The following is a 25,705-nucleotide window of genomic DNA, read 5'->3' as shown; positions in this document are numbered from 1 at the left end:
CAGAAGTCGGAAAAGCAGGAGGATGCCTCGTCAGGTCGGTCTCATATATGATGGTTTGCCGGAGCGAAGAGGACCGATGCGACGGCGTAGGCAACGGCATAGGTTGGAGGGATCGAATGCACGAAGCGGAACGGACAGGTCAAGGCGGAGCAGTAAAAAGCGTCTCCCTCAAGCAGGAAGGTCATCTAACGAGGTACCTTTGCGGGCTTCTGTTCTTCCGCATCAACACGGAACGCGGCGAGGGACCGAAACATTTGACTTTGAGGAAGGCTATCGCCAAGGATTGTATGATGGTGGTGATGCAAAGGTAGAGAAATTTATACCGGAGCAGATGATACTACCCGAGTTGACGATAGATGATGTTATACAAGCTGGAATACAGAGCCTGAGCTCATCATTCATACCGATTATGACTACTGCTGAGGTTTACCAAGAGCTGGATGAGGCGCTTGAGAATGCTAGGCCCTTCTCATTAGTACGCCTTGGCGATGGAGAACTGCTGACCTTAGCCCATGATACGGTGATGCCCGTCGAGCAAGTTCGACGCTGGGGATGGTTTTTGCCATATGCGGGTGTACACCTTCCTGATTCTCAGGTGCGGATTGATTTGGCCAGAGCAATCTCCAGAGCAAACATTGTTGGTGTTCCTATGTCACGGCATCCTTCTTATCAGGGGTTATTGTTCCCGGTATTGCGCTATTACGGAATTGACTACAGGAGATTGAATTTGGCCTGGTCCACGGTTAATTATGCTCTTAATGAGGAGGGCCGGTTGAGACGACTGCTGACTGGCCGCAAAGTTCTGCTGGTTGGCAATGAGACACCCGGCATGGCGAAGTATTTGCAAGGCCAGGGGATTCAGATTCAGGGAAATGTCGCTCCAGTTCATGGTGTATCCGATGTTCCGAGGGTGATGAATCAAATCGCACATTTCGACTTTGATATTGCATTTGTGTCGGCAGGGATTGCTGCCGTCATTTTATGTGTAAGGATAGCTGATGAGCTCAGCAAGGTCGCTCTTGATATGGGGCATCTGACGAATAAAATCACTTCAGGTGAATTGTCGCTCACATGAGAGAGGAGGTAGCTTCTTGCGGAATACCAGGCATACGGCCCGTACTGCCGATTTCCAGCAGGGGTATCGTTCGGGTTATGACAAGGGTCTAAAAGCCGGTCATGAGACATTTGGTATTTGGTTTGAGGGAACAAGCATCATTATTCCAACATACAATCAGAAGAAATTACTACTTCAGTGTATAGATTATGTAGAGGCCCACTCCGTGTCACCGTATGAAATTATTATTGTCGATAATGGATCTCAGGATGGGACGGCGGAGGCACTACGCCGCCGCAAAGGTTCGCTTCGTGTCGCGGTTCATCCTACTAATCTGGGTTTTGCACAGGCAATAAATACCGGACTCATGATGGCCAGGGGACAGACGATCGTATTGCTTAACAATGACGTATTCGTCACTGAGGGATGGTTAGCCCAAATGTTGAACTGCTTGCATGAAAGTCCGGATACGGCGGCGGTTGGCCCGGTTACGAATTATATTAGCGGGGAGCAGAAAATCAATGTTCCCTATCATGAAATATCGGAAATGCCTCGATTTGCAGCTGCCTATAATCGTCGTGACGCTAGAAAATGGCGGGATACAAGTCGCCTTGTAGGCTTCTGTATTCTAATGAAGCGAAGCACCTTTGAACAGGTAGGATACTTGGATGAGGGGTACGAAATCGGAAATTTCGAGGATGACGACTGGAACTTGCGTTTACGCTTGCAAGGTAAAAGGATACGGATTGCCGGCGATACTTTTGTTCACCATATCGGAAGCGTGACAATGAAGGGGCTTGGCGGGCAGCGATTATCTGATATCAATGACAGAAACGGGCGGTTCTACACACAGAAATGGGGGGATCGCTACGAATGGGTACGGAGCAACGTCAAGGAATCGACCGCCTGCTCTATCAGGCCACTGATTTTTTTCCAACGCATACCTGGATTAGAAGTGCCAGCGGGAAGCTATTCTGGCTGCAGCATGGCGTGAAGCATCCTCTGACCTTCAGAATACGGAGCGAGGCGATTATGGCATCTGCGGTTCGATTATCCTTCATGGAATTGTTGCAAATTCCAACGGGATTAGAGTACGGAGAAGCGGAGCTGGCAGAGATCAAGGGAGATCCATCACAGGATGGAAGGGTAGTCATGGCGAAGAACGGGACGATCTATCAGCTCGATCAGGGTGCAAGGAGAGAATTTATATCTCAATATGCTTGTACAGCTTGGGGATTTAATATTCCGCAGCATGCTTCCTCGTACGAAGCATGGCACGAATGGCCAGAAGCCCTTCCGATCGCGCCACCCACCCGATTGATGTCGGAGGATTTATAGGTTCTCATACAGGAACGACAGGTCATAGCAGTGCATATGCTGGAACAAAGATGCATGCTGGGCGTAGTCTTGTGCTGTATATACAAGAGGTAGTTCAAAAAGTCCGCTTTTGATCACGAAGTAATACTGCGAGTTAATTCGGCATCGAATCTAGAATTCATCCGGGTCTTTCGGTGCTCACGTACCCACTACGTACGCTCCGCTCCTCAGACCCTAGCTTCATCCAACCTTCTCGGTGCTGAAAACCGATCTTTTTGAACACGAACATACAAGTATTATATTTGGCTTGGAGGAATCAGGATGGAGGAGAAGATTACAGAGATTATTGTCCACATGTCCCATTCACACCAGCAGATGGCAAGAGTGATGGATGCTGAGCGTCAGGTTGTTGTTCGTATGTCACAAATCGTTCATGCCATTCCTGACGTTTTACCTGAGTTTGATGGAGTGCCCGGTCTAATCGCGAATACGGGCCGAGTTAATAAAAGCGTAATTTCTTATTTAAATGTTATCGCTGATCTTCAAGAGGCTATGGCTGAGAATTTGGGCCTCGTCTTAAAAGAGATGAGAAGCCAGGATGAAGAGTAATAGCTTGAAAGCGGGGAGGTTGCTATGAGCAGAGAGCAGGCTTATTTGCAAATATTAGATGCAGCCTCCAAAGTCCAATGGAATGTCGCTATGATCCTGGAGGCTAAGGCACTCGAAGCCGAGAAGGTGCGTAACTGGATATTGAATCATGTCCAACATCACAGCTTCGATGAGGATGAGAAGCAGCTGTCCGAGCCGCTTGACATTCATGAACAGATCGTTGAAGTGTTGGAGGCACTTACTAAATTGCAGAACGGCTTATGCAGAAATTTGAAGACCGTGCTTACTCCAGCGGAAGAGGAAGGGGATAAGGAAGGGGGCCTCGACGGATTGTTTGGCGACGGCTTCGATTTGGGGGATAAAGACAAATGATGATCGATCTTCATGCTAGAGAGAAGGCTAAAATAAGCGTTATAGAGTCCATTGCCAGAAGCCAAATGGCATTGGCGCGCATTCTAGATAGCATGGCAGATGTGGCTCATTCTGACAGAACAGCTCACCAACTTGCGGAAAATGTGAAAACGCTGGTGGAATACCAGCAAGCGATAGCCCGCACGATAGGCGGGTTAACACTGCATATCGTCCATTATGGAACTCCTTCATCGCCCTGGATTACTGATTCTTGTTATGCAGCAGCAAATGATACCCGAGGAGAACAGGAGGAAGATAAAACATGTTAAGGGCGAAGGTTCGTGCCGGCGGCTGATCCAAATCAAAAAGGCTTGGCAGGGCTCATAAGGGTAAGCGTAAGATTACTAAAAAACGTGGACGTAGGCTGCTTGGCAGAGGTATTCGTAGGCATAAATTGAAGCGCAGAGGCAAGCTACATCGCAGGCGCTTTTTCAATCGCCGCCGTAAAAGAAATTCATCGCCAAGGTCTACAGCAGTTAGGGCCCCGAAGGCGCAGAATAACTTGGGAAGCCATCAGAATTATTATGATGATGCCTATCAGAAGGGGTTCGATTCCGGGTTCTCCCAAGGGTTCGAGGACGGGCATAAAATAGGGTATAAAGAGCAGGTATAGTTTACTAATTTCATAGAGTGCAGCTTGTTAACCCCTGTTCGGTCTTAAGGCCTGGCAGGGGCTTTTCTGTCTATACATAGATGGCATTCGCCAATTTATGTGGACGTGGGGTAGTCGTCCATGATGCACTTATCCTCCTAGCATATATTTATAAAGACCTAGGAAATCCATTCCACAGATAGGATGAATGCCTTGAAGATTACGAACAAGAGTACTCTCAGCGAGGATTACCAGCTGGCTGACCGAGAGGGATACCGTTATGGTGGGTGTCAAGCTGTCTTGGATAGAATTCGACAGCAAATACCCGGCAAAAAAAACATCAGGGTCCTGTTCATCCCTCAAGGATTCGAGGCTATTGATGAAGGGGTGAGCGAGGCGCTCAAGCAGGTGGCGGCAGAGTGCATCATCGCCACTCCGGATAGGATGCTTGAGACGGCTAGAAATCACCGACCGGATCTGGTGCTTGTAATGAACGGGCTGCACGTCTTTCCCACCGATCACGTGGAGCATATCAGAACGATTCGTCAGTTAGGAATTAAGACTGCGGTATGGTTTGTGGATGACCCCTATTTCACGGATGATACGGCGGAGTTATCAGTGGCTTATGATATAGTCTTCACTCATGAGCAGGACTGCGTTTCTTTCTATAAGGAGGTAGGCTGCTCACAGGTTTATTATTTGCCCTTAGCCGTATCTCCGAATACGTTCGTACCAGTCAGGACAACGCCAAAGCAGCAATTCGATGTTTGCTTCATAGGCAACGCTTTTTGGAATAGAGTTGAGCTGTTCGATCAATTGGCGCCATTCCTGCAGGATAAGAAAGTGATCATCGCAGGAGGGCATTGGGATCGGCTCAGTCGTCATGATCAATTATCACGCTTTATTCGTGACGGATGGGTTCCCGTACCGGAGACGGTCACTTATTACAATGGTTCCAGAATAGTGATCAATCTCCATCGTCCGACGGCGGCAGGTTCGGATAACCACAATGGTAGAGGGTTAACTGGTAGCTCAATCAATCCGCGGACTTATGAGATTTCAGCCTGTGGAACATTGCAAATCACCGATATCCGAAGCGAACTGCTTCGGAACTACCGTCCGGGGTACGATATTGAAACGTTTGAAGGTGCCTCCGATTTGCGATCCAAAATTGATTATTATCTTCATCATGAAGAAGAGCGTCTAGCGATTGCTTGGCGTTCTCTATGGACGACGCGGCAAAACCATACGTTTGCTCATCGGGTCAGTCAACTGCTTGAGTTCGTCATCTAATTTTCATTAAAGGAGGAGTGACAGCTCGTGATACAACCAGGGGGGATTCCATTCGGCCATTTCCGGGGAATCCGTCAGACGACTCCGGAAGAAAAGGATGGGAAGACGGGCTCAGAGACGGATATGCTGAAGGATACTTGAGGGGGCGCGCGAAGGTCATTGTAGAGAGGCCCGGGCCGTCCTTTCCGGTTCGAAAGATTAAGGTTCTGTATGTGAGCTCTGGTAAAGGCTTCCCGTATTCGCCGATAGATGAAGCAGTTGTTGAGACTCTGAAGACGTTGACCACAGTTGTAATTAGAACAGAAACCAATCAACCGATTCGGGAGTTGGCGGTAGCGCACCAGCCTGATCTATTACTCGCGCTCGACGGTATGGATCTGCCAGGTCGAGCAGATCGATGCGGTTCGGATGTTAGGGATTAGAACAGCTATCTGGTTGACTGATGATCCATACTATACCGACATATCGATGAAGATCGTATCCCATTATGATTATGTCTTTACACTGGAACGGAACTGCATCGATCTCTACCGTTCTCTTGGATGCCGTAATGTCTATTATCTACCGTTTGCTGCATATGCAGGTCATTACCGTCCGACATTAACTCGCTCAATGGTTCGCCGGGAGATCAGCTTCATCGGATCAGCCTATTGGAATCGTGTAGAATTCCTGCGCCCGGTCATTGGCGGGCTTATGGAGAAGGGATTAAGGATTAATGGGTTATGGTGGGACCGACTTCCGGAATACACACAATACCCTGATCGGATTGAGATAGGTAAATGGCTGGGCTGGTTGAGACATCTGAAGTATACAGTGGCACTAAAATTGTAATTAATCTGCATCGTTCTGCGTTTGATGACACGGTGAATAACAATACAGCCAAGATCGCAGCACTCTCTCCTAACCCCCGCACGTTTGAGATCTCAGCGAGCGGAACGCTGCAGCTTGTGGACACTCGTGGGGATATATCATCCTTCTACAAACCAGGTTTGGAAATCGAGACATTCTCAAATTCGGATGAGTTGATGGATAAGATGAATTATTACTTGTCTCATGAGATGGAGCGACAGAAGATTGCATTGAGAGGTCTAGAGAGAACCTTCCAAAATCATATGTATAGCCACCGACTTAATGAACTGCTTAACTATATTTTCAAATAGAGGCACGGTAGTTCAAAAAGTTCACTTATATCAAATGGAAATGCACTCCAGCTATCACTTTCTTGAGCGGGAGGGATAGAGGGATACGGGGAAGCCAATGATGTCAGATAAAAAAAAGCTGATGCTTTTCTCGCATGTGTGTAACTCTCGGAACATTACAGGGGCAGAGAAGCTGCTGCTCTTTCTGGCTCGTACTTTCTCCTCTCATTTCGATTGTACGATCGTTATGCCGCTGGATGGGAGACTGACACAGTTGGCTGCAGAAGCGGGTATTCGCACTGTAATCCATGAATTTCCGCTGCAGTATGGGATGTTTGCTCCTTATGAGGGATTGATCCGGGATATTGAGGCATATGCCCTATCCCCAGGTTGCAAGGAGGCGATTACCCTTCTTCAAGACGAGCGTCCTGATTATGTCTTCGTGAATACATGTGTAAATGTTATTCCGGCGATTGCTGCCAAGTCGTTAGCCATTCCTGTGATCTGGCATATTACCGAGGTCATCACAAATACTGCTTATATCCAGCATACGATCAATACGATTGATCGATACAGTGATTTGATTATTTGTATTTCAAATTCGGCCATGTCTCCATTTCTTGGCTATCAGATGGATAACAAGCTCGTGCTGTTCTATCCTTCATGGAATCATGAAGAACTCAATTTATCCGAATGGCAAAGCCTCAGACAGCAGAAGCGTATGAAATGGGGAATATCGGAGAATGAGAAGCTGATCGGTTATATCTCCTCATTCCTGACCCCTGAGAAGGGGGCTGATCATTTCATTGGGGCGGCAACTCTGATTGGAGAGGCGCATCCTGAGGCACGATTTGTCATTATCGGGGAGAGATCGATAAAGGGTTCGTTCGTAAACTTAGGAGTCTAGTTACTTCCTCTGGTTTGAAGCACATGTTCATTTTTGTAGATCATGAGCAAAACGTTGAGGCGGCATATTGTGCCATGGATATCGTTATTATTCCGGGCTTAGTGAGAGAGGGCTTTGGATTGACGGCACTGGAAGCGATGGTATTCGGTAAGCCGGTTGTGGCATATGCCTCGGGTGGGCTAGAAGAAATTCTGACATCCGTTGGGAGTGGATATTATCTGGTCACCACCGGAAATGTGATGGAGTTAGCCCAGAAAACAAGAGAATTACTTGAGACACCGGGGTTGGAGGAACAAGTTGGAAGACATAACCACTATGGGGCAATAACCCATTTCGGAATGGAATCGTACAGCGAACGAATGCAGGATATGGTCAGTCGGATCGGGAGGTGAGCGGAAGTATGGTTCAACTTCCTTTAATTCCTGATTCTGCTCCGACTATGCTTCAGAGAGTCGTTGATCCAGTGGATTCAATCTTGGTGTCTCCCATAAATCCTCCGATGACCCAGTCAAAGATGAAGGTCAGACATAAGCGCCGTTCTACATCCGGTATACGTAGGAAAAGGAGATCATGGGCGAATTCACGATCTAGTCGTAAGACAGCGAAGAGATTATCGCAGCGGCCAACACGGCGAAAGTCATCCCGTCGGCGTAGGGGGCGTTAGGGAATCTGCGCTAATCTAAATGGCATCGAGTGTCCCATACCCCATATAAAGTTGAACGACCCCCTAAGCTATATACGAAGGAGTTGAGAATGTGAGAATCATGACGATTTTAGGTACACGCCCGGAGATTATCAGATTAAGTCTAATTATTCCGTTACTGGATCGTTATGCGGATAAGCACATTCTGGTGCATACGGGACAGAACTTTACCAATAGCCTGAGTGGGATCTTTTTCCAGGAATTGCGACTAAGACAACCAGATTATGTCCTTCAGGATCGGCAAGCGACATTAGGTCAGCAAATGGCAGCCATGTTCTCGCAAATGGAAGAAATTCTGGATACTGAGAAGCCGGACCGAGTGCTGCTTTTGGGAGATACGAATAGTGCGCTGTGCGCTATTCTTGCCGAACGAATGGGATACCCGGTCATCCATATGGAGGCGGGGAACAGATGCTTTGATTTGGAGGTGCCAGAAGAGAAGAATAGAAAAGTGATTGATGCCATTTCCTCAATTAATATGCCGTATACAGAACAGAGCAAACAGCACTTGATTGCCGAAGGAGTTCCCGGATATCGGATTGTTACTACTGGAAATCCGATTCTTGAAGTGATTGAGCATTACAAGGAGGATATTTCCGGGAGCAATATTCTGGAGCGGTTGGCGCTTAAGTCTCGTGAATATTTCCTAGTTACGACCCATCGTGCTGAGAATGTAGATCATCCTGAGAATCTGCTGGAAATTATGAATGGGCTCAATCTGGTAGCTGAAAAGTTCGGACACCGCATGATATGTAGTCTTCATCCAAGAACGAAGTCGCGAATGACGAGCGATCTTAAGCTTAAGCTGAACCCATTAATTGAGTTCCATGAGCCTTTTGGTTTCTTCGACTTCGTCATGCTGGAGAGGCATGCGCTATGCGCTCTGACTGATAGTGGTACAGTGCAGGAGGAATGTTGCATCATGCATGTACCAGCGGTGACATTGCGAAGATCTACCGAGCGCCCAGAGACAGTGGATTGCGGTAGCAACATCGTATCCGGGCTTCATGCCAGGAGTATATATGCGGCAGTACAATTGATGACTGAGATGGATCGAAATTGGGAGTGCCCTAAGGAATATATGGCCGACCGGGTTGCAGAGAGAGTAGTCAAATTTATGTTTGGAGGGAAATGGCATGTTTGAGAATAAGCGTATATTGGTGACTGGGGGCACCGGTTCATGGGGGTATGAATTGATTACCCAATTGCTGCCTCAGCAGCCTAAAGAGGTCATTATATATTCGCGGAATGAGTCAACCCAGGTGGAAATGAACCGTAAATTTGAGGATCCGAGACTGAACTTTTGCATCGGGGATGTTCGCGATAAGGAGGCGCTCAAAGCGGCATGCCAAGGTGTGGATTATGTGTTCCATCTGGCCGCACTCAAGCATGTTCCGGTATGTGAAGACCAGCCATATGAAGCGCTCAAGACAAATGTTATCGGCACACAAAATGTGATTGAAGCAGCGATAGATAACGGTGTCAGCAAGGTCATCTATATATCCACAGATAAAGCGGCGAATCCATCCAATTTCTACGGAATAACTAAGGCGATCGGAGAGAAGTTGATCGTTTACGCTAATTTGCTGCATAGTAAAACCCGATTTGTAACCGTTCGAGGTGGGAATGTACTTGGTACGAACGGAAGTGTAGTCCATCTGTTCAAAGATCAGATCCAAAAGAAGAAGCAGGTCTTCATTACAGATTACAATATGACACGATTCTTCCTGACGCTGCGCGATGCGATTAGTCTCTTGTTCAAGGCATCTGTGGAAAGCATAGGCGGGGAGATCTTCGTCATGACGATGCCGACCTGCCGGATCGTAGATCTGGCCGAGGTGCTCATTGAAAATTCTGGAATACCAGGGGTAGGACTGGTGGAAAGCGGAATACGTCCTGGTGAGAAAATCCACGAGATATTGATGAGCGACTTCGAAAGTATGAATACCATTGTGTACGATGAACAATACTTGGTCATTCTGCCGACGGTCAATATACCAGAATTGAAGGAACACTACAAAAATTGCAAGCTAGTATCCTTCAGCAGCTTCAGTTCAAATCAGCATTTGATGTCCAAGAATGAAATCAAGGCGATGTTAAAGCGTGGAGGTTTTCTCTCATGAAGCTGCTCGTTCTGGGCGGCCAGGGTATGGCCGGACATCTCATTATAGAATATTTCCGGCGACAAGGGAGACATACCGTATTTTATACGACCCGGGATAAATCCGATGAAGGCGGTCTGCTACTCGATGTAACAGACTGCCTTAAGGTGGAGAAGGTGCTTGAAGCAGTCCGACCTCAGGTTATTATTAATGCCGTAGGGGTCCTGAATCAGTTCGCAGAGAACGACAAAATAAATGCTTACCACATCAACGGTTTTCTCCACATCGCCTGCAGTGGATGGCTGATAACCTGGGCGCAAGATTGATTCATATTAGTTCGGATTGTGTATTCCTGGGTTCTCGTGGAGGCTACCAGGAGGATGATGAACCGGATGGAGTCAGTGTGTATGCATTAACGAAGGCTCTTGGGGAAGTACGGGCTCCGGGTCATGTTACCCTCCGCACTTCTATTATCGGCCCTGAGATTCGAAAGTCTGGCATTGGCCTGATGCATTGGTTCATGCAGAGCAGTGGAGTCGTCCAGGGATATGTCAATGTACTATGGAATGGCGTGACCACTTTGGAATTGGCCAAAGCGATAGATTCTTTATTGGACTCTCCTATATCCGGTCTGGTCCATCTGTCTTATCCGAAGCGGATCAGTAAATATGAGCTGCTCATGCTCATGCAGGAGATTTGGAATGTAACAGGGGTAAAGATTGTGCCAAGTGATACCCCTGTGCTTGATCGAAGTATTATATCTACTCGGACGGATTGGAAATACACGGTCCCTCATTATCGCGATATGTTAGAGGAGATGGAAATATGGATGAGACAGAAGCACTCCGAGGTCGAGTAATTCTCATTACCGGCGCTTCTGGCTTTACCTGGCAGACATGCCTGCGAATATTTCTCTAAGCTTGGGATGCAAGTTGCAGCCCTTGTACGCGATATGAAGCGAGTTCTGAAGGTGGATGGTATCCAGTATTATTCTTGTGATTTATTGGATCATTCCCGCGTATCCGATCTCGTTAAGAGAATTGCTCCCGACTATATTCTCCATCTTGGAGGAAAGAATTCGGTTTCCGAGTCATGGGATATGCCTTTACTCTATATACAATCCAATTTAATGCCTATGCTGTACTTGCTGGAGGCAATGCGTGCTAGACCAGATTGCATCATGCTTGTCGTTGGTTCGAAAATTTCGGTAGAATTGGCGTCTCTTGACAAGGCCACGCATCCTTACGGTTTAAGCAAGGGTTTACAGAAAGCGGTAGCCTTGTCTTGGAGAAAGTTGTTCAACCAGAAAGTAATTTTGGCAGAACCGTCAAATTTAATCGGTCCAGGTAGGTCCACAGGTTTCTGCTCATTGCTGGGCAGATATGTTGTGCAAAGCGAGCTAGGGAGAACACCTATCCCTTTTCGCATCTCTTCACGAGCGGACCGCCGTGATTTCTTGGATGTGCGCGATGCTGTTCGTGCTTACGGGTATTTACTGCTATCAGGTTCATTTGGAGAAGTCTATCCGGTATGTTCGGGAATTGAGCGAAGTCTGGGAGAGATTACAGATAAAATGCTATTCGTAGCGGATCAGAACGTCCCTCTGATTTGGGGGGATGAGCGGCCTTCAGCAGGCTCTAGCTTCTCAGAGCAAGCAGCGGAGATAGAGGGGTTCGGCTGGTACCCGCAAATTCCTATTATACAATCGCTAGGGGATGTTATTGAATATTTTCGCACTACGGAAGGGGAGATTCGATGAACCCTCTAGTTACGATCATAATACCTTTCTATAATTGCTCTTATGTCAATCAGGCGATAGAAAGCGCCTTGAAACAATCTTATCAGAACATTGAAGTTATCGTTATAGATGACGGATCTACAAGTCATCAGGAACTGGTGACCCCTTATTTGAATCGAGTGTATTATTTGGGCAAAGCAAATGGAGGGACGGCTACGGCACTTAACTATGGAATCCGTCATGCTTCAGGGGATTACATTGCCTGGCTTAGCTCTGATGATCTGTTCATCCCAGATAAGATCAATAACCAGGTTCAGTTCATGATTCAGCATAAAGCCCTCATCTCACACACGAATTACCATTATATCGACAGCTTGGGGCGAATTACACATGCAAATGTTGTCCCCGACAACCGGTATCACAATTTGCAAGTGTTCTATCGCACCTTTTTGAATGCTAATCCTGTTAACGGTTGTACGGTCATGATGCACAAAGACCTCTTTCAATACATTGGAATGTTTGATGAATCGCTTCGCTATACGCATGATCTGGAGTTCTGGGTGCGGGTCGTTCAAGCGGGAATTTTCTTCCCGTTCTTGAATCAACCGTTGACGATGTATAGATGGCATGATGATATGGGTACCCGCCGCCACTCAGACGAAATTTGGATGGAATATAGTCATATTCAAGAACGATCGCGAGAAGCTGTAATGGGGCTAATATATAAAAATGGAGGCTGCTAGATAGGGTTATATGTTGTGATAGGGGAATTCCAAGAAGCGACTCATTTCGTAAAGAAGATAGGCGGCTCGCATGCATAGTTGGAATGCGCAGTCGCCTGCTTGTTTACATATATTTTAGGTTGCTTATACTTGACTGTTTTTTCGGGTAGGGGTTCAAATGTCGTGTCTTGCTGTCCAGTATTTCAATATATTGTACTATCTTGATCTTCTAAACAGCCACTATTGGTAATAAGCACTGCAGAACATGATGATATAGGAGAGATCCGGAAGGGAACGGATTTTCGTCTGGGAAGGAGAAAATATGAAGATATTGTTAGCCACTTATTGGCTGATTCCTCATGTAGGTGGGGTATGGAAATATATGACCCAGCTTAAGGAGTCACTCGAAGCTCGTGGACATGAAGTTGATCTACTCGGGAACAGTACGGATTACTCTAAGTTCCATGTGCCAAATCGAGGTTGGGAATTGTCGAAGGACCTGCTGCGCCCGATGCTAAGCGCCAAGTTGAATCCAGACAGCGCACCGGCTTTATTTGCAGGACCTTTGATCACCTTCTATGAGATGGATCGTTATTTTCTAGAGTTGGCGGCCGCCTATTTTGATCTCAATCAATATGACATTATTGATACGCAGGATATATTCGCGGCACGGGCGCTTAGCCGGGTGAAACCGTCCCATAAGCCGCTTGTTGCACATGTACATGGATCAGTATCGGCTGAACTGAAACGATTCTTTCAGATGAATCCGCAGTCTGGTGTTACGAATAATGATCCTGAATGGAAATATTTTGAGTCGATTGAGCATTATGGCGCGCTGTCAGGAACGCCAACAATTACGGCGAATCATTGGATGAAGAACTTGCTGGTGTATGAGCTCAGTGTATTCAATCCGAACATTGAGGTGATTCAATACGGAATTGATGCTCGAACATTCTGGAATAAAGCCAGCCAAGGAACTACGATATCGAAGCCCGCAGGCAAGAAAGTGATCATATGTCCGGCCCGGCTAACCTTCGTCAAAGGGATCGATGTTCTAATTTCAGCACTTGGTATATTGAGAAACTATCGTAATGATTGGGTATGCTGGATAGTCGGAGCGGGTGAGCAAAGGGAGGAACTTGAGAACCAGGTGCAAGGTTTATCACTTCAAAATGATTGCTTATTCCTCGGAGAGCGGGACGATGTGCCAGGACTATTGGCTCTATCCGATATTTTTGTTCATTCCTGTATCCAGGATAATCAGCCTTTTTCTGTGATGGAGGCCCAATTGGCAGGGGTTCCTGTATGTATCTCTAACGCCAGTGGATTGCCTGAGATGGCGGAGCACGGCAGGACGGGATTGATTCATCCTGTTAAGGATCCGATGGTGCTGTCGGAGCATATGCGATTATTGTTGGAGAATGAACCATTTAGGTTAGAGATCGCAAGGCAAGCAAAGAAATGGGCGGATTCACACTGGTCCATGGATGGAATGGTGGACCGCTTGATCGAGGTTTATCACAAGGCTTTGAATCAATATCACTAAGGAGGGCTTCATGATGAGCGATCGCTTTATGATTATCTCGGATTTGTATAACCGGATCTTTACCGTGCAGACGTCCCATTCGGAAGTAGAGGTGGATTATGTAACCTGGAATAGAATATTTGCCTTGCTACCGCATGATTATCAATTGCCAGACAATATAGTTCTGTCTCTTCGCTTTGGAGATCAGCATCAATAGACATATGGCTTAAGGAGCATATGATGGTTAGAAATCATACAGATTGCTGGAGGCATGATATGTCCATTTTACGATTGATTTCGGATGATTATGGTGTTATTAATTCTCGATTTATTCAAGCCTTTGACCTAGAACTGTGCAATCTAGGTAATGAAGGATTCGAGATGCTAATTACAGTTTATACGCCGCAGGGTTTATTGTATCGAGGGTTGTATCATTTAGCTCAGGGGGTTAATGTCGTCATTCCGCGCATTACGACCCAATTTTCTCCGTTCCAACTAATTATGGTTACCAATATCAATCAATATGACATGACGGCTGTGACTTTGAGGGCTTGGAATGGTGCGAATCCCGTAGCTATATTTACTCAGGAGGAAGCGGTCAGAATTAATTAGGAGGCTGGAGGTGGGTGCACTGAACATCCTGTTTGTATTTTTCGTACCGAGCGGCGGTGTAGATTCGGTCAATCGGCAGCGTTGTCAGGCATTACGCCGATATGGGATCCAAGCAGATTGCTTATATTATAATTGGGGCGCTGGGATACAAAATCCCGTTGATTTTCCCATTTTTATTACAAGTGATGATTATGAGACGAAGCAGATATTGGACTTTGGAAACTATCAGACGATTATTGTAACAACAGATCATAAATGCTTCGAGAGATTCCGCTCGATGGGGTATTATGGGAAATTTATTCTAGAGATTCAAGGCTATGGACCAAAAGAGACCGCACGAGCAAAACTGACCGAAGCTATTCCTACTGTCAATGCTCATGCTTCCGCATTGTTGAATCCGAGAACACCACATATTGCTGATTTATTTAAGGAGCTGTATCCTTCTATTCCACATTTTAATTTCAACAATTGCTTTGATTCTGATTATTTCACCTATCTGCCTGTCTATAGTCCGTTGCATCCCATTATCGCTTGGGTCGGCAGAATAGAAGATAATAAAAATTGGCGAGAATTTCTCGTGATAGGTCATCAGTTGAGTTATTATTATCCGGATCTGGAGATGTTGATGTTCGAGGATTCCAATCTATCTATTCCATCAGAACGTGAGCAATTTACCCAAATGCTCGATCAGCTGAACCTACATGGCCGGGTCCGACTGCTCTCCAATGTACCAAATTCTGAGATGAGGTATTATTTCTCTACAGTGGGTGAATCCGGTGGATTCTTGATTTCAACATCTAAGGTTGAGGGTGCGCCGCAATCTATTCTGGAAGCGATGAGCTGTAAATGTCCCGTTCTAGCTACGAATTCAGACGGTGTCGCCACATCGGTTATTCATAATGTGACCGGCAAGAGCTATACCTTGGGCGATATCGGCCAGGCTGTAAGCGAAGCGAGGGATTTGATTAATAATCATGTCCAAAGAGATTATTTTCGTGACGCCGCCTATTACCATATTTATAAGGAATTCGGAATCGATAAATACTGCAAAAATTTCATTAATATGCTTTACAGCATATAAATGGAGAATGAAGAAATAAAGCCGACCCCTGGATCAGGGGTCGGCTTATTTTTATAAGAAGTTATAATGTTCCGGCTGCTGGTGGATCGGGGGTCATCATAGCACTGCGGTAAGTTTTTTCTAGCCCCTGCAGTAAGGTATAGCGTGGTTCCCATTGTAGAAGCTGAGAGGCCTTCGTATTAGATAAGCAGCTATGCCTGATATCTCCAGGTTTGGTTGGACGATGCATGACCTGTATCGGGTGAGTATGAAGTGATCTCAGAAGGTTGATCAATTCATTCAGAGAGGTCCGACTCGCTGTACTTGCATGAATAATATTACGATCTCCGCAATCTGCAGCTGCTAATATGGCGAGTACGACGTCCTCGACGTAGATGAAATCACGAGTTTGCTCTCCATCTCCGTTCACGGTGAGTGGAAGCCCTCGTCTAATCTTATCCATAAATATCGCGATGACTCCGCCCTCTCCCTTAGGAGTCTGACCAGGTCCGTATACGTTAGCAAGCCGGAGAATCGTATAGGGAAGATCAAATAAAAGGTCGAATAGAGCGATATATTGTTCTGCTGTTAATTTGGATAATCCATAGAAGGAGATCGGCTTGACCGGATCTGACTCCACAAGGAGTTCTTGAATATTCTCCCATAGACCCCTGATGTTGATGTGAATATTATCTTACTAACATTTGCTTCCCGGCAGGCTCTCAGGATATTTAAGGTTCCGTTGACATTAATGTCAAGATCGGCTGCGGGATCGAGAACAGAGTGCTGAACATCGGCCTGTGCTGCCAAATGTACTACCAGTGAAGGCCGGATTGCCGTGATCAGTTCAGCGGCATCATTTGAACGGATATCAAGCACATGCAGCTTGGCCCCAGGATTCAGGAGCTCTATTTTCCCGGTGCTCAAATCATCGATAACGTGTACCTCGTCTCCTTGGCCGATCAAGTGCTGCACAAGATGTGAACCAATGAACCCGGCCCCACCCGTCACGACTACTTTCTTCAAATTATTATCCTCCCTTAAGACCTACATAATATGTATCGTATGAAGGGGAGGAAGCTTTGGCGCCAGGCATGGGCGGTGCGGTTAAGTTTACCTGAATTTCGTATTCGCGATAAGAGCATCCTAAGTTCTGATCATCATAAAATTATTTGTTAGGGGATGACTACATGCGAGGATACAAAATCGTTAGTTTATCACTCTCCGCTGCTCTAATTGCTGGGATGGTGAGTATTACCGGTTGCGGTACGACAACGAAGAACAACAATGTCCGTACGCAGAGCCTGCGTCAGACTGAGCATCGTTATGACGTGAATTCCATTAAGCCCGGCAATCGGATGTTCACACGTAGTGCCGGTCACGGAACGACGCACCGCATTCACTCTCTGAAATCCAGTCCAATATTAAGCAATAAAATATCTGGACTATCCGATGTTCAGACCGCACATGTATTAGTATCGGATCGTGATGCCTATGTCGCTTTAACTTTGCACAATCCTCACGGGGTCAATCATAGCTCTGGAATTTCGGCCAAAGGAATGGGTACTACTCCATTGAATCCTTCAGGAGTTATGAGAGGAACAGGAACAGGCTTGAACAACGGTACGAATTATGGGACTAGAGGTTATGGAGCCTACGGAATGAACGGTATTTATGGCACGAATGGATTGCATGGGGTTAATACGGACGGGCTTAATGGGCCTCATAGAAATGGAACAGGATGGGGGAGAACTTACAGTACCCCTGGAACAGACGGTATGGCTGGTACCTACGGAACGAATAATTTCATGACCAATGGGACTCGTGGGACTCATGGTATTCGGACTAATTCGGTGAGACCATTCGGTACGAGTGGTACGGGTACTGGTACAGGTGCTGTTAGGGATTATGTTCCACAACATGTAAAGGATGAAATAACGAAGAAGATTAAGAAAACAGCGCCACATATTCAGAACGTCTATATTTCATCGGATCCGGACTTTGTAACGGGTGCGGGGGATATACGACCAAATCACGTGATGGTGCGACCCTGAATGGAAATATTCGTGATTTTGAACGAATGGTGGAACGAATCTTTCCGGGACGAGCCGGGACGATGACCGGCCCTAGCGGATATACCCCAACCCCAAGTGGAGTTAATGGGTTATCCACCGACGGCTACCGAGCTCCAATGCATCGCTAATTTTCTTAGATCAACGTAAAAAGAGGCTCCCTTATCTATAATAAGGAGCCTCTAATTCATTTCATTTTATTTCTGAAATTGACGACCTTTAATCCAAACTTCTTGCAATTCGAGATCGTTATCTACCAGCAGCAGGTCCGCTTGCTTGCCTGTCTCAATGGAGCCGGTGACATGGTCCATACGAAGTAATTTTGCTGGATTTCCACTAGCCGCTTCAGAAGCTCTCTCGATGGACAGACCAACTTCCTGTACAAGATAGCGGAAGCCGCGGATCATTGTTAGCGTACTACCAGCCAGCGTTCCTTCGCTCTCTTTCAGAGTACATACATTATCCTTAACAACTACAGGCAGGTCGCCCAGCATGTAATCGCCATTTCCTAGTCCTGCGGCTGACATCGCATCGGTAATAAGCAGCAGATTGTGATCTGTCTTCACACTAGCCAGCAATTTAATAGCTGCTTTGTGTACATGAATACCGTCAGCAATAATCTCTGCACTGATCGCTGGAGTGCTCAGAATAGCTCCCGCAGTTCCAGGTTTACGATGATGCAGCGGAGTCATTGCGTTGAACATATGAACCGAATGGTTCAAGCCAACAGCTTGAGCAGACATAATATCTTCATAGGTAGCGTCTGTATGACCGGCTGCTGCGGCAATTCCTTTTTTGCGCAAGAAACGAATAAGTTCATGTGAACCTTCGCGCTCCGGTGCGAAAGTAACTTGCTTGATTAATCCAGGATACTGTTCTTCCCATTGCTCGATCCACTCTTTATTCGGAGGAACGATATGAGCTGGGTTCTGTGCACCAGGCCATTTTGGGCTAATGAACGGTCCTTCCAGATGGACACCGCCGAGTTGAGCATATGGCATATCATCCTGCATATAGCTGTTTACTTCAGACAGTACTCCATCGAGCACTTGCTTCGGCATAGTCATTGTTGTGGCCAGCATGGTAGTTGTTCCCTGGCTTGCATGCATCTTCGTGATAGCGTCGATACCGGCTTTGCTTGGCTTGGAGAAATCTTCTAGCATTCCACCGTGTACATGGACATTGATAAATCCAGGCAGGATATATTTTCCCGCTGCATCTAGGGTATCCAATCCAGCTGCTTCTTGGGGGATGCCTGCTGTCGAACCGACATAGGTGATGACCCCGTCTTCCACAGTAACGGCTCCGTCTTCGATGATGCCTTTTGGAGTGACGATTTTGCCATTCACCATTTGAAAATTATAGTTACTCATTATACAAGACTCCCTGCTTCTTGGTCTAGAATAACGACGACATTAGGATGGGTTTGCAAGAATGAGGCCGGACATTTTGTTGTAATTGGTCCTGTTAGCGCTTTGGCGACGATCTCTGCCTTATCTTTGCCTTTGGCCATAAGCAGAATTTGTTTCGCCTTTAGAATCGAGCCGATACCCATCGTGATTGCGTGCGTTGGCACCTCATCAATGGAATCGAAGAAGCGTGCATTAGCCTCACGTGTACGCTCATCCAAGGTTACGATATGCGTCTGAGCTTGCAGATCCTCATCAGGTTCATTGAACCCGATATGACCGTTATGTCCTAGTCCAAGCAATTGAAGGTCAATCTGGCCTGCTTCATCCAGCAGACGATTGTATTCATCAGCAGCCTGTTCAGGGTTGCTGGAATTACCGGAAGGAACGTGAGTGTTCTCCTGTGGCATGTCGATATGGTTGAACAGCTTCTCGTTCATGAAGCGTCTGTAGCTCTCTGGATGATCCTCGGTCAGTCCGATGTACTCGTCTAGATTGTAGCTACTTGCCAGCTTGAAGCTCACTACACCTTCATTGTACAGCTCAATGAGTCTCTGATAGACTCCCACCGGTGTGCTACCTGTGGCTAAACCGAGATTAGCTCTTGGATTGGATTGAACAAGACTGGCAATGATTCCCGCACCTGTCTCGTTAAATTGCTGCTCATTGTTAACTTTAATAATATTTATCATTATTAATAACCTCCTTGTCGTTTCCTATAGGTTTGAACATTCTGATAAGAGTTTTCCAGCTTGGGAATGAAATCTTCAAATTCCATACTTACCATGCCTGTGAACAGAATATCGATAACGTGAAGCTGAGCGATGCGGGATGCCATATCACCGCGACGCATACCTTTCTCCAATGATGAAGAGAATAGGGATATGTCAGCAAGGGAAGCGAGTTGATTGCTCCCATACTGTGTGAGTGATACCGTAACGGCTCCGCTATCTTTGGCACATCTTAGCGCATCGATTGTCTCCGGGGTCTCTCCGGAATAGGAAATAGCTAGCGCAACATCATCCTCCCCCAGTGTGGAAGCAGAAGTGATCTGCATATGCGAATCGGAGAAGGCAGTACAGTTCTTGCCAATCCGGATTAATTTTTGATAGAAATCCTGAGCAATCACGGATGAGGTTGCAACACCATACAGATCGATCCTTCTTGCTCTGCACAGTATTTGCACAGCCGTCTCAAGCTTATTCATATCGAGCAGCCTCGTTGTATCCGTAATGGAGGCCAGATGATTGGCTTCGATCGCTTTGACGATTTCCTGCAGGTCATTGCCAGCCTTCAGATCCTGATATTGATTTGCCTCCGTCATCTGACCAAGTTCACCGGCCAGCTTCATTTTGAAATCCGGAAAGCCTTTGAAATGAAAGGTTTTGCAAAATCGTGTTACGGTTGATGGGCTGATGCTGCAAGCGTAAGCAAGCTCAGTTATGCCGAGATGAATCACGGAAGAAGGGGCCTGCAAAATGTACTCTCCAAGCCTGCGCTCTTGAGGGGGTAAATTATCCAGATTACTAGAGAGCGCATGCAGGATAGGAGTGAGCATTGAAATCACCCTCTTTAGTCATGAAAATTATTTTTGCAATTATTGTTGAATAGATGAAAATTATTTCGATTTCATCATAGTTTATTTTGTTGTTAAAATCAAGGGATTACAGCACAACAGACCGGAAATTATGACAGTTTCCTTGTATTTTCGACGTTCCCATAATACACTTGAATCAGGCATTATGATTCGAAGAGGGGGAGTAACATTGGATTCGAATCTTGATGATTATGTGGAGCGGCTGATGGCTGCCTGGTCTAAGACATTCAAGAAAATGCAAACCGAAATTATGCAGCATCGGGATCTTGGATTAACAGGACCGCAGTTCCATATGCTTGCTCTTATTGCCCGAACTGATCCGTGCAATGTGAGTTATTTGGCTGACGCGCTGGAAGTGAAGCCTAGTGCGATTACTGTTATGGTTGACCGTCTCGTTCAGAGCGGGTATGTTCAACGTCGTCACGATGAACAGGACCGCAGATCGGTACTTCTATCGGTAACCGATAAAGGTGCGGAGGTATTCGCAGAGGCGGGGAGAAAATCCAGAGAAGTGGTTCGAAGCTATCTTCAGGAGCTGGAGCCCCACGAACTTGAGGTTATGATCCAGGTTATAGAGAAGATAGGAACCGTTGGGCAATCTGATGTTCCAGCGTGCAAACTGAAGTGATTTTCATGTAAATAAGAAACCGCCTTTGACGGGTTAGTCAAAGGCGGTTTCTTATTGTCTATATGTTATGATACTGAGGAGGTGCGGTGTGAATCCGTACTATTGCGCCTAGTGAGCTGCCAGATGATGAAGAGAAGCACCAATAGTTGGGGAATCATCGTCTCCCAAGTAGGATAAGCCCCAATCCAGCCAGCTGAAGGAAGCCATGACTGGCTGTGAGCCGGGATCAATCCGGCAATTTGCAGAGAATGGATGCTCTCTCCTAGGAAGCGGACAACTAGGTAGTAGATCAGCAACGTTGCGCATAGCATAAACGGCCGGATTGGCAGTTTGATTCCAAAATAAATCAAGCAAAATCCAAGAACGACAAGAACAATCAAAGCTCCCAGAATTCCAATGATCAGCTGATGTGGCTGGATAGAAGGGATCATTCCGATGTAGAATATCGTTGTCTCGGCTCCTTCTCGCAATATGGCCAGTGCGGATAGAAGAAATAAAGACCAGCGGCTGCCGCGTTGGATTGCACCGTGGGTCCGCTCAGATAAATACTGATTCCAGGCTTTGACACTGGACTTACTGTGCAGCCACCAACCTATCGTGAGCATCATAACGACTGCAAATAGTCCGGTGAAGCCTTCTATCATTTCCCTTGCACCGCCAGAGATGGCTTGAGAGATGGTATATGTCAAGATGATAGCTAGAATGGCCGAAATCAGTAGTCCAGTTCCTGCCCCAGCCCAAATAGTAGTACGCAGTGCAGTATCCTTGGACCGGTTCACGAAAGCAAGTAAGGCGGTAAGTACTAGAAGTGCCTCGAATCCTTCCCGTAGAAGAATAAGCGCGGCATCCCAGGCGGTATACGCCGAACGTTCGGCAAGCGGCTGAAGATCCTGAATCATCGCCTCGATAATCTGTTCGGCTTTACTGTAATTTGGTGGACTAGAAATCAGATAGCTCTGCGCTTCTGCCATACGATTCTCTGTTGAGGTGTACAGCTTGGCGGAAGATACAGAGACCTCACCTTCAACAGAGGGCCATTGCTTAATGAACTGGCTCATTTGCTCAGCTGCTTGTTCTGCATTTTTGGCTGCAACGGCCTGCTTGGCTTTTTCAAGCAGCGGTAGTGTATCCACTAGAGTGTTCTTTTGCGTCGATGAAGAATCTGCCAAGCTGTCCAATTTACCTTCCGTGTAATCCTGAAGCAAGCTATTTAATGTAGTCAATTCTTTTATAGCCTGCTCTGTTCTGACGGGGACTGCTTGCAACGCTATCCTGATTAAGCTCATATGTGTCTCGATATCGCTATATACGTTAAAGTTTCCGCCGCGGATAGGTCCTTCGAGCTTTTTCCATGTGTTCAGAATTTGCTTGTATTCGGCCTGTGCCTGTTCCTCCGAACCTTGTTCCAGCGCAGATAATGTCTTACCTGTCATATCCAGCAGCTGACTGGCGGATTCTTTGCCATCAGGCTTCTCTGCATCGGCAGAGTGTGCTGCGGTATATTCATTCACCTTTTTCGCCAGTGAAGAGAGGTCCAGCTTAGCCTGCCTTTGATCTTGCGCCTCAATGGCATTCTTCGCAGCCGTTAATCCGTCCTCAATCTCCTTAGCAAGCTCAGGTGAGGCGGAGTGATCCAGCGTGTTCCAGATGCTGCTGAAATCGCTTAGCTCTGCAGCAGCCGTATCCCAATTTGGAGTTCCTACTTCGACGAGTGCACCGCCAATCAGCGGAAGCAGCTTTTCGTAGGTCGGGTCGGAAGCATTATCTGAAGCAGTCCTTGTCGCTGATACAGGAACAGACCAAAAGGCTGTGATTATCAATATGAACGCTAAAAGTACTGTGGCAAATTTAAGTTGTATGGTATTTAAGCTTTCCTGTTTGACGTGTGGGAGTTCCATTGGACTCTCTACACCTCCTTATTAGAGGTAATTGAAACTCTCACTAGAAGAGTGTGTCACCGATATATCCGCCCTGACGAACACCAGGAAAACAAGCGAATACAGCACTGCCAACATGGACAATATATTCGTTCAGCTTATCGCTGGCGGCCAGCTTTTGCTGCATCGATATAAATTGTTTCTGGATATCCTTCTGGTAACAGATGAAAAACAGGCCGGCGTCCAGCTGCCCTGTCTTCGCATCGATACCGCCAGGTATAGGAATAGGCCCGGCGTAGCATTTTGATCTTCCCATCCATATGAGCGAGACGAGAATGGGAAGTAAGCGGAATAAGCGGCTGGCCTGAAGAATCCTTCGCTTCCAGATCAAGCGGAGCAAATTCATCCTTGGATCCGATCGGAGCTCCAGAATCGCGATAACGACCGAAGGTCTGTTCTTGATCACTTAAGGGAGAACGATCCCATATTTCGATCCGCATACGAATACGGCGGGCTACCATATAGCTGCCGCCTTGCATCCAGCCAGCACCGTTGTCAGCTCCAGCCCATACAATGTCTTTCATAGCCTGCTTATCATGAGTATCCGGATTTCCAGTTCCGTCCTTAAAGCCGAGTAGATTGCGCGGCGTTCCTCCGCTTGGATCAGCCGCAGAGCTACGTTGGAAGCCTTCCTGCATCCAGCGCATTACGGCGGTTCCACGCGCGATTCTGGCCAGGTTACGTACAGCATGGAAGGCCACTTGCATATCATCAGCACATACCTGAACGCAGATATCGCCACCGCACCATTCTGGTTGGAGAGCATCACCCCGGAAGGAAGGTAGCTCAGCAAATGTAGCAGGTCTTTTCGCCGACAGACCAAAACGGCTATCGAAGAAGGATGGACCGACTCCGAAGGTGATTGTCAGCTTTGCAGTCGATAGTCCTGCTGCTTCTCCAGTATCGGAAGGGGGGAGGTTCTGATTGTTGTTGGTATTGCCTAGCATCTGACCAGAAGTCATTAGGGAAGCGGATTCCGTCCATGCCTGAAATAGCTTTCGCACATCAGTTATTGAATTCGTCGACAGATCGAAAGATGCGAAGCATAAAAAGTTCTGTGCCGGGTGATAATCCCAGCTTGATACTGATCGTAGAAGGGGATCTGTTCCATAGAAGAACGACGATCCCCAGTTTTCCGAGAGAAGGGGACAGCTTCTCTTTAGCCGCAAGCAGCCCGTAGCCACCACTGCCTCCAAGAAGCAAACCGATCCCTCCAATACCTGCATATTTTAGCACGTCCCGACGGCTCATTTTCTTGGAGAATAGATTTGTTGCAGTAGTTGCCGCGTCTTGTTCAGTGCTTTTGTTCGATTGGTTTGATTCCATTCCTGGTTCATTGTTAGTCATCTTTTACACTCCCAGAAGAGTACCCATTTGGGACAGAGGTTCGGCTAATGCATCGAGATTCTGGCTCAGTTTACGGACATCCTGATCTTGCAGCTTCTCGTAACTAACATAGCCGTTGCCTTCTTTGAATGGAGCTAATTCCTGCTCGAGAGCCGTGAAGCGTTCACTGATATTTTTGCTCAGTTCAGAATCCTTAGCTTTGAGCTGTGGCTCTAAAAGCTCGAATATTTTCTTAGCGCCTTCAACATTAGCAGCGAAGTCATAAAGGTCTGTATGAGAGTAACGTTCCTCTTCACCTGTAACCTTGGAGGTAGACACTTCATTAAGCAGTTCTACCGCGCCAGTAACAAGCAAGGAAGCATCGATATCTACGGTTTCTACTTTGGCACGGAGTAGCTTCGCATCGCTCAGCAATTGATCGGCAATTTCCTCTTGTCCAGCTGTTGTGTTATTCTCCCACAGAGCTTGCTCCAGCTTGTGGAAGCCACGCCATTCTGCACTGTCTACGTCGCCGTCTCTGGCATCGATATTTGGATCAAGATCTCCTAGCGCTTCAGCGATCGGTTCGATTCGCTCATAATACATGCGTGCAGGGGCGTAAAGAGACTTAGCGGTCTCAATATCTCCGTCTTTAACCGCGGTCGTAAATTTGGCTGTCTCAGTAACGAAGGCATCGCATTGCTGGATCACATACTCACGGTATTGATCGATCGCTTGCTTGAAGTCGTCTTCATTTGATTTGGAAGCTGCCTCGGAATTAGCTGCGCCTACCAACGCTCCTTGGTTCGCATTCTTATCTCCGGTGTTGCAGCCGGATAGTAGCAGAATCGCCGATATGGCTGCTGCTGGAAGTGCATAATATATTTTCATGACGTTGGACACCCCTTGATATGTGTATATGAAGTTAATGAGTTCAATGATAATGATTATC

26 protein-coding genes and 3 pseudogenes are annotated in these 25,705 nt (G+C 46.7%); 21 read left to right on the top strand and 8 right to left on the bottom strand.

Annotated elements, in window-relative coordinates; all coding sequences use genetic code 11:
• Positions 1-22: 22 nt before the first annotated feature.
• From RE628_RS23465 to RE628_RS23375, 19 genes and pseudogenes are all read left to right on the top strand, one after another.
• Entirely contained in the window at positions 23-1,075 is a 1,053-nt protein-coding gene (locus RE628_RS23465; protein WP_309155466.1) for a GT-D fold domain-containing protein, read from the top strand.
• A 16-nt stretch (positions 1,076-1,091) separates the two neighbouring features.
• Positions 1,092-2,048: a glycosyltransferase family 2 protein gene (locus RE628_RS23460; RefSeq protein ID WP_309155464.1), complete on the top strand. Its 957-nt coding sequence runs from the start codon at positions 1,092-1,094 to the stop codon at positions 2,046-2,048.
• A gap of 38 nt (positions 2,049-2,086) precedes the next feature.
• Positions 2,087-2,392, top strand: coding sequence for a hypothetical protein (locus RE628_RS23455; protein WP_309155462.1), 306 nt, complete (start codon positions 2,087-2,089; stop codon positions 2,390-2,392).
• Positions 2,393-2,692: 300 nt separating this feature from the next.
• Positions 2,693-2,980 carry a nucleoside-diphosphate sugar epimerase gene (locus RE628_RS23450; protein ID WP_309155459.1) on the top strand — a complete coding sequence of 96 codons (288 nt, stop codon included), beginning with the start codon at positions 2,693-2,695 and terminating at the stop codon, positions 2,978-2,980.
• Between the two features lie 24 nt (positions 2,981-3,004).
• Complete coding sequence (locus tag RE628_RS23445; protein WP_309155458.1) at positions 3,005-3,352, top strand: alpha-helical endospore appendage domain-containing protein; 348 nt, start codon at positions 3,005-3,007, stop codon at positions 3,350-3,352.
• Positions 3,349-3,660 carry a hypothetical protein gene (locus tag RE628_RS23440; RefSeq protein ID WP_309155457.1) on the top strand — a complete coding sequence of 104 codons (312 nt, stop codon included), beginning with the start codon at positions 3,349-3,351 and terminating at the stop codon, positions 3,658-3,660. Before RE628_RS23445 ends, RE628_RS23440 begins: the two co-directional genes overlap by 4 nt.
• 536 nt (positions 3,661-4,196) lie before the next feature.
• Positions 4,197-5,276 (top strand): CgeB family protein, encoded by a 1,080-nt coding sequence (locus RE628_RS23435; protein WP_309155455.1) that lies wholly within the window; start codon positions 4,197-4,199, stop codon positions 5,274-5,276.
• Between the two features lie 50 nt (positions 5,277-5,326).
• Positions 5,327-6,436, top strand: a pseudogene (locus RE628_RS23430) (glycosyltransferase).
• A 136-nt stretch (positions 6,437-6,572) separates the two neighbouring features.
• Positions 6,573-7,322: a glycosyltransferase family protein gene (locus RE628_RS23425; RefSeq protein ID WP_309155453.1), complete on the top strand. Its 750-nt coding sequence runs from the start codon at positions 6,573-6,575 to the stop codon at positions 7,320-7,322.
• Positions 7,323-7,345: 23 nt separating this feature from the next.
• Positions 7,346-7,714: a glycosyltransferase gene (locus RE628_RS23420; protein ID WP_309159543.1), complete on the top strand. Its 369-nt coding sequence runs from the start codon at positions 7,346-7,348 to the stop codon at positions 7,712-7,714.
• Positions 7,715-8,077: 363 nt separating this feature from the next.
• Positions 8,078-9,169 carry a non-hydrolyzing UDP-N-acetylglucosamine 2-epimerase gene (wecB, locus tag RE628_RS23415; RefSeq protein WP_309155451.1) on the top strand — a complete coding sequence of 364 codons (1,092 nt, stop codon included), beginning with the start codon at positions 8,078-8,080 and terminating at the stop codon, positions 9,167-9,169.
• The gene (locus tag RE628_RS23410; RefSeq protein ID WP_309155449.1) at positions 9,162-10,148 is read left to right on the top strand and encodes a polysaccharide biosynthesis protein; all 987 of its coding nucleotides are present in this window, start codon (positions 9,162-9,164) and stop codon (positions 10,146-10,148) included. The genes wecB and RE628_RS23410 overlap by 8 nt, the downstream gene beginning before the upstream one ends.
• A pseudogene (locus tag RE628_RS23405) lies at positions 10,145-10,986 on the top strand (dTDP-4-dehydrorhamnose reductase family protein). The gene RE628_RS23410 and the pseudogene RE628_RS23405 overlap by 4 nt, the downstream one beginning before the upstream one ends.
• A 66-nt stretch (positions 10,987-11,052) precedes the next feature.
• Positions 11,053-11,886: a GDP-mannose 4,6-dehydratase gene (locus RE628_RS23400; RefSeq protein WP_309155447.1), complete on the top strand. Its 834-nt coding sequence runs from the start codon at positions 11,053-11,055 to the stop codon at positions 11,884-11,886.
• Positions 11,883-12,608, top strand: a complete 726-nt coding sequence (locus RE628_RS23395; protein ID WP_309155445.1) for a glycosyltransferase — start codon at positions 11,883-11,885, stop codon at positions 12,606-12,608. Before RE628_RS23400 ends, RE628_RS23395 begins: the two co-directional genes overlap by 4 nt.
• 301 nt (positions 12,609-12,909) lie before the next feature.
• Positions 12,910-14,133, top strand: coding sequence for a glycosyltransferase family 4 protein (locus RE628_RS23390; protein WP_309155443.1), 1,224 nt, complete (start codon positions 12,910-12,912; stop codon positions 14,131-14,133).
• Positions 14,134-14,143: 10 nt separating this feature from the next.
• The gene (locus RE628_RS23385; RefSeq protein ID WP_309155441.1) at positions 14,144-14,329 is read left to right on the top strand and encodes a hypothetical protein; all 186 of its coding nucleotides are present in this window, start codon (positions 14,144-14,146) and stop codon (positions 14,327-14,329) included.
• A 59-nt stretch (positions 14,330-14,388) separates the two neighbouring features.
• Positions 14,389-14,724, top strand: a complete 336-nt coding sequence (locus RE628_RS23380) for a hypothetical protein (protein ID WP_309155439.1) — start codon at positions 14,389-14,391, stop codon at positions 14,722-14,724.
• Positions 14,725-14,734: 10 nt separating this feature from the next.
• Complete coding sequence (locus tag RE628_RS23375; protein ID WP_309155437.1) at positions 14,735-15,805, top strand: glycosyltransferase family 4 protein; 1,071 nt, start codon at positions 14,735-14,737, stop codon at positions 15,803-15,805.
• A gap of 61 nt (positions 15,806-15,866) precedes the next feature.
• On the opposite strand, the gene RE628_RS23370 is transcribed toward RE628_RS23375, so the two are convergent.
• Positions 15,867-16,424 carry an NAD-dependent epimerase/dehydratase family protein gene (locus RE628_RS23370; RefSeq protein ID WP_309155435.1) on the bottom strand — a complete coding sequence of 186 codons (558 nt, stop codon included), beginning with the start codon at positions 16,422-16,424 and terminating at the stop codon, positions 15,867-15,869.
• A complete protein-coding gene (locus RE628_RS23365; protein WP_309155433.1) occupies positions 16,373-16,810 on the bottom strand; it encodes an NAD-dependent epimerase/dehydratase family protein in 438 nt (145 codons plus the stop codon). The genes RE628_RS23370 and RE628_RS23365 overlap by 52 nt, the downstream gene beginning before the upstream one ends.
• A 164-nt stretch (positions 16,811-16,974) precedes the next feature.
• Between RE628_RS23365 and RE628_RS23360 the strand changes: the two genes are divergently transcribed.
• Entirely contained in the window at positions 16,975-17,838 is an 864-nt protein-coding gene (locus RE628_RS23360; protein ID WP_309155431.1) for a hypothetical protein, read from the top strand.
• Between the two features lie 215 nt (positions 17,839-18,053).
• Here the strand turns inward: RE628_RS23360 and nagA are convergent, their stop codons facing one another.
• From nagA to RE628_RS23345, 3 genes are read right to left on the bottom strand one after another with little or no spacing between them, the layout of a single operon-like run.
• Positions 18,054-19,229 (bottom strand): N-acetylglucosamine-6-phosphate deacetylase, encoded by a 1,176-nt coding sequence (nagA, locus tag RE628_RS23355; RefSeq protein ID WP_309155429.1) that lies wholly within the window; start codon positions 19,227-19,229, stop codon positions 18,054-18,056.
• Entirely contained in the window at positions 19,229-19,957 is a 729-nt protein-coding gene (nagB, locus tag RE628_RS23350; RefSeq protein WP_309155426.1) for a glucosamine-6-phosphate deaminase, read from the bottom strand. The genes nagA and nagB overlap by 1 nt, the downstream gene beginning before the upstream one ends.
• A gap of 2 nt (positions 19,958-19,959) precedes the next feature.
• Positions 19,960-20,823, bottom strand: coding sequence for a MurR/RpiR family transcriptional regulator (locus tag RE628_RS23345; RefSeq protein WP_309155425.1), 864 nt, complete (start codon positions 20,821-20,823; stop codon positions 19,960-19,962).
• 208 nt (positions 20,824-21,031) lie between these two features.
• Here RE628_RS23345 and RE628_RS23340 point away from each other — a divergent pair, with 208 nt between their 5' ends.
• Positions 21,032-21,490, top strand: a complete 459-nt coding sequence (locus tag RE628_RS23340) for a MarR family winged helix-turn-helix transcriptional regulator (protein ID WP_309155423.1) — start codon at positions 21,032-21,034, stop codon at positions 21,488-21,490.
• A 65-nt stretch (positions 21,491-21,555) separates the two neighbouring features.
• Here RE628_RS23340 and RE628_RS23335 read toward each other — a convergent pair whose 3' ends face one another.
• From RE628_RS23335 to efeO, 3 genes and pseudogenes are all read right to left on the bottom strand, one after another.
• Positions 21,556-23,388, bottom strand: a complete 1,833-nt coding sequence (locus RE628_RS23335; protein WP_309155420.1) for an FTR1 family iron permease — start codon at positions 23,386-23,388, stop codon at positions 21,556-21,558.
• Positions 23,389-23,431: 43 nt separating this feature from the next.
• Positions 23,432-24,753 (bottom strand): annotated as a pseudogene (gene efeB / locus RE628_RS23330) (iron uptake transporter deferrochelatase/peroxidase subunit).
• 24 nt (positions 24,754-24,777) lie between these two features.
• Positions 24,778-25,644, bottom strand: a complete 867-nt coding sequence (gene efeO, locus RE628_RS23325) for an iron uptake system protein EfeO (protein WP_309155416.1) — start codon at positions 25,642-25,644, stop codon at positions 24,778-24,780.
• Positions 25,645-25,705 lie beyond the last annotated feature (61 nt).

Origin of the sequence: Paenibacillus sp. D2_2 (assembly GCF_031199965.1) — a bacterium.
In the GTDB taxonomy this organism is placed as follows: domain Bacteria; phylum Bacillota; class Bacilli; order Paenibacillales; family Paenibacillaceae; genus Fontibacillus.
The sequence above is the reverse complement of the archived record's forward strand: the minus strand, read 5'-3'. Positions and strand labels throughout refer to the sequence as shown.

Bases quoted from the DNA above. Each gene is read 5' to 3' on its own strand.
- RE628_RS23450 (WP_309155459.1), top strand. From the start codon at position 2,693: ATGGAGGAGAAGATTACAGAGATTATTGTCCACATGTCCCATTCACAC.
- RE628_RS23385 (WP_309155441.1), top strand. From the start codon at position 14,144: ATGATGAGCGATCGCTTTATGATTATCTCGGATTTGTATAACCGGATC.
- RE628_RS23395 (WP_309155445.1), top strand. From the start codon at position 11,883: ATGAACCCTCTAGTTACGATCATAATACCTTTCTATAATTGCTCTTAT.
- nagB (WP_309155426.1), bottom strand. From the start codon at position 19,957: ATGATAAATATTATTAAAGTTAACAATGAGCAGCAATTTAACGAGACA.
- RE628_RS23455 (WP_309155462.1), top strand. From the start codon at position 2,087: ATGGCATCTGCGGTTCGATTATCCTTCATGGAATTGTTGCAAATTCCA.
- RE628_RS23360 (WP_309155431.1), top strand. From the start codon at position 16,975: ATGCGAGGATACAAAATCGTTAGTTTATCACTCTCCGCTGCTCTAATT.
- nagA (WP_309155429.1), bottom strand. From the start codon at position 19,229: ATGAGTAACTATAATTTTCAAATGGTGAATGGCAAAATCGTCACTCCA.
- RE628_RS23345 (WP_309155425.1), bottom strand. From the start codon at position 20,823: ATGCTCACTCCTATCCTGCATGCGCTCTCTAGTAATCTGGATAATTTA.
- RE628_RS23420 (WP_309159543.1), top strand. From the start codon at position 7,346: ATGTTCATTTTTGTAGATCATGAGCAAAACGTTGAGGCGGCATATTGT.
- efeO (WP_309155416.1), bottom strand. From the start codon at position 25,644: ATGAAAATATATTATGCACTTCCAGCAGCAGCCATATCGGCGATTCTG.
- RE628_RS23440 (WP_309155457.1), top strand. From the start codon at position 3,349: ATGATGATCGATCTTCATGCTAGAGAGAAGGCTAAAATAAGCGTTATA.
- RE628_RS23400 (WP_309155447.1), top strand. From the start codon at position 11,053: ATGCAAGTTGCAGCCCTTGTACGCGATATGAAGCGAGTTCTGAAGGTG.
- RE628_RS23380 (WP_309155439.1), top strand. From the start codon at position 14,389: ATGTCCATTTTACGATTGATTTCGGATGATTATGGTGTTATTAATTCT.
- RE628_RS23410 (WP_309155449.1), top strand. From the start codon at position 9,162: ATGTTTGAGAATAAGCGTATATTGGTGACTGGGGGCACCGGTTCATGG.
- RE628_RS23335 (WP_309155420.1), bottom strand. From the start codon at position 23,388: ATGGAACTCCCACACGTCAAACAGGAAAGCTTAAATACCATACAACTT.
- RE628_RS23390 (WP_309155443.1), top strand. From the start codon at position 12,910: ATGAAGATATTGTTAGCCACTTATTGGCTGATTCCTCATGTAGGTGGG.
- RE628_RS23465 (WP_309155466.1), top strand. From the start codon at position 23: ATGCCTCGTCAGGTCGGTCTCATATATGATGGTTTGCCGGAGCGAAGA.
- RE628_RS23445 (WP_309155458.1), top strand. From the start codon at position 3,005: ATGAGCAGAGAGCAGGCTTATTTGCAAATATTAGATGCAGCCTCCAAA.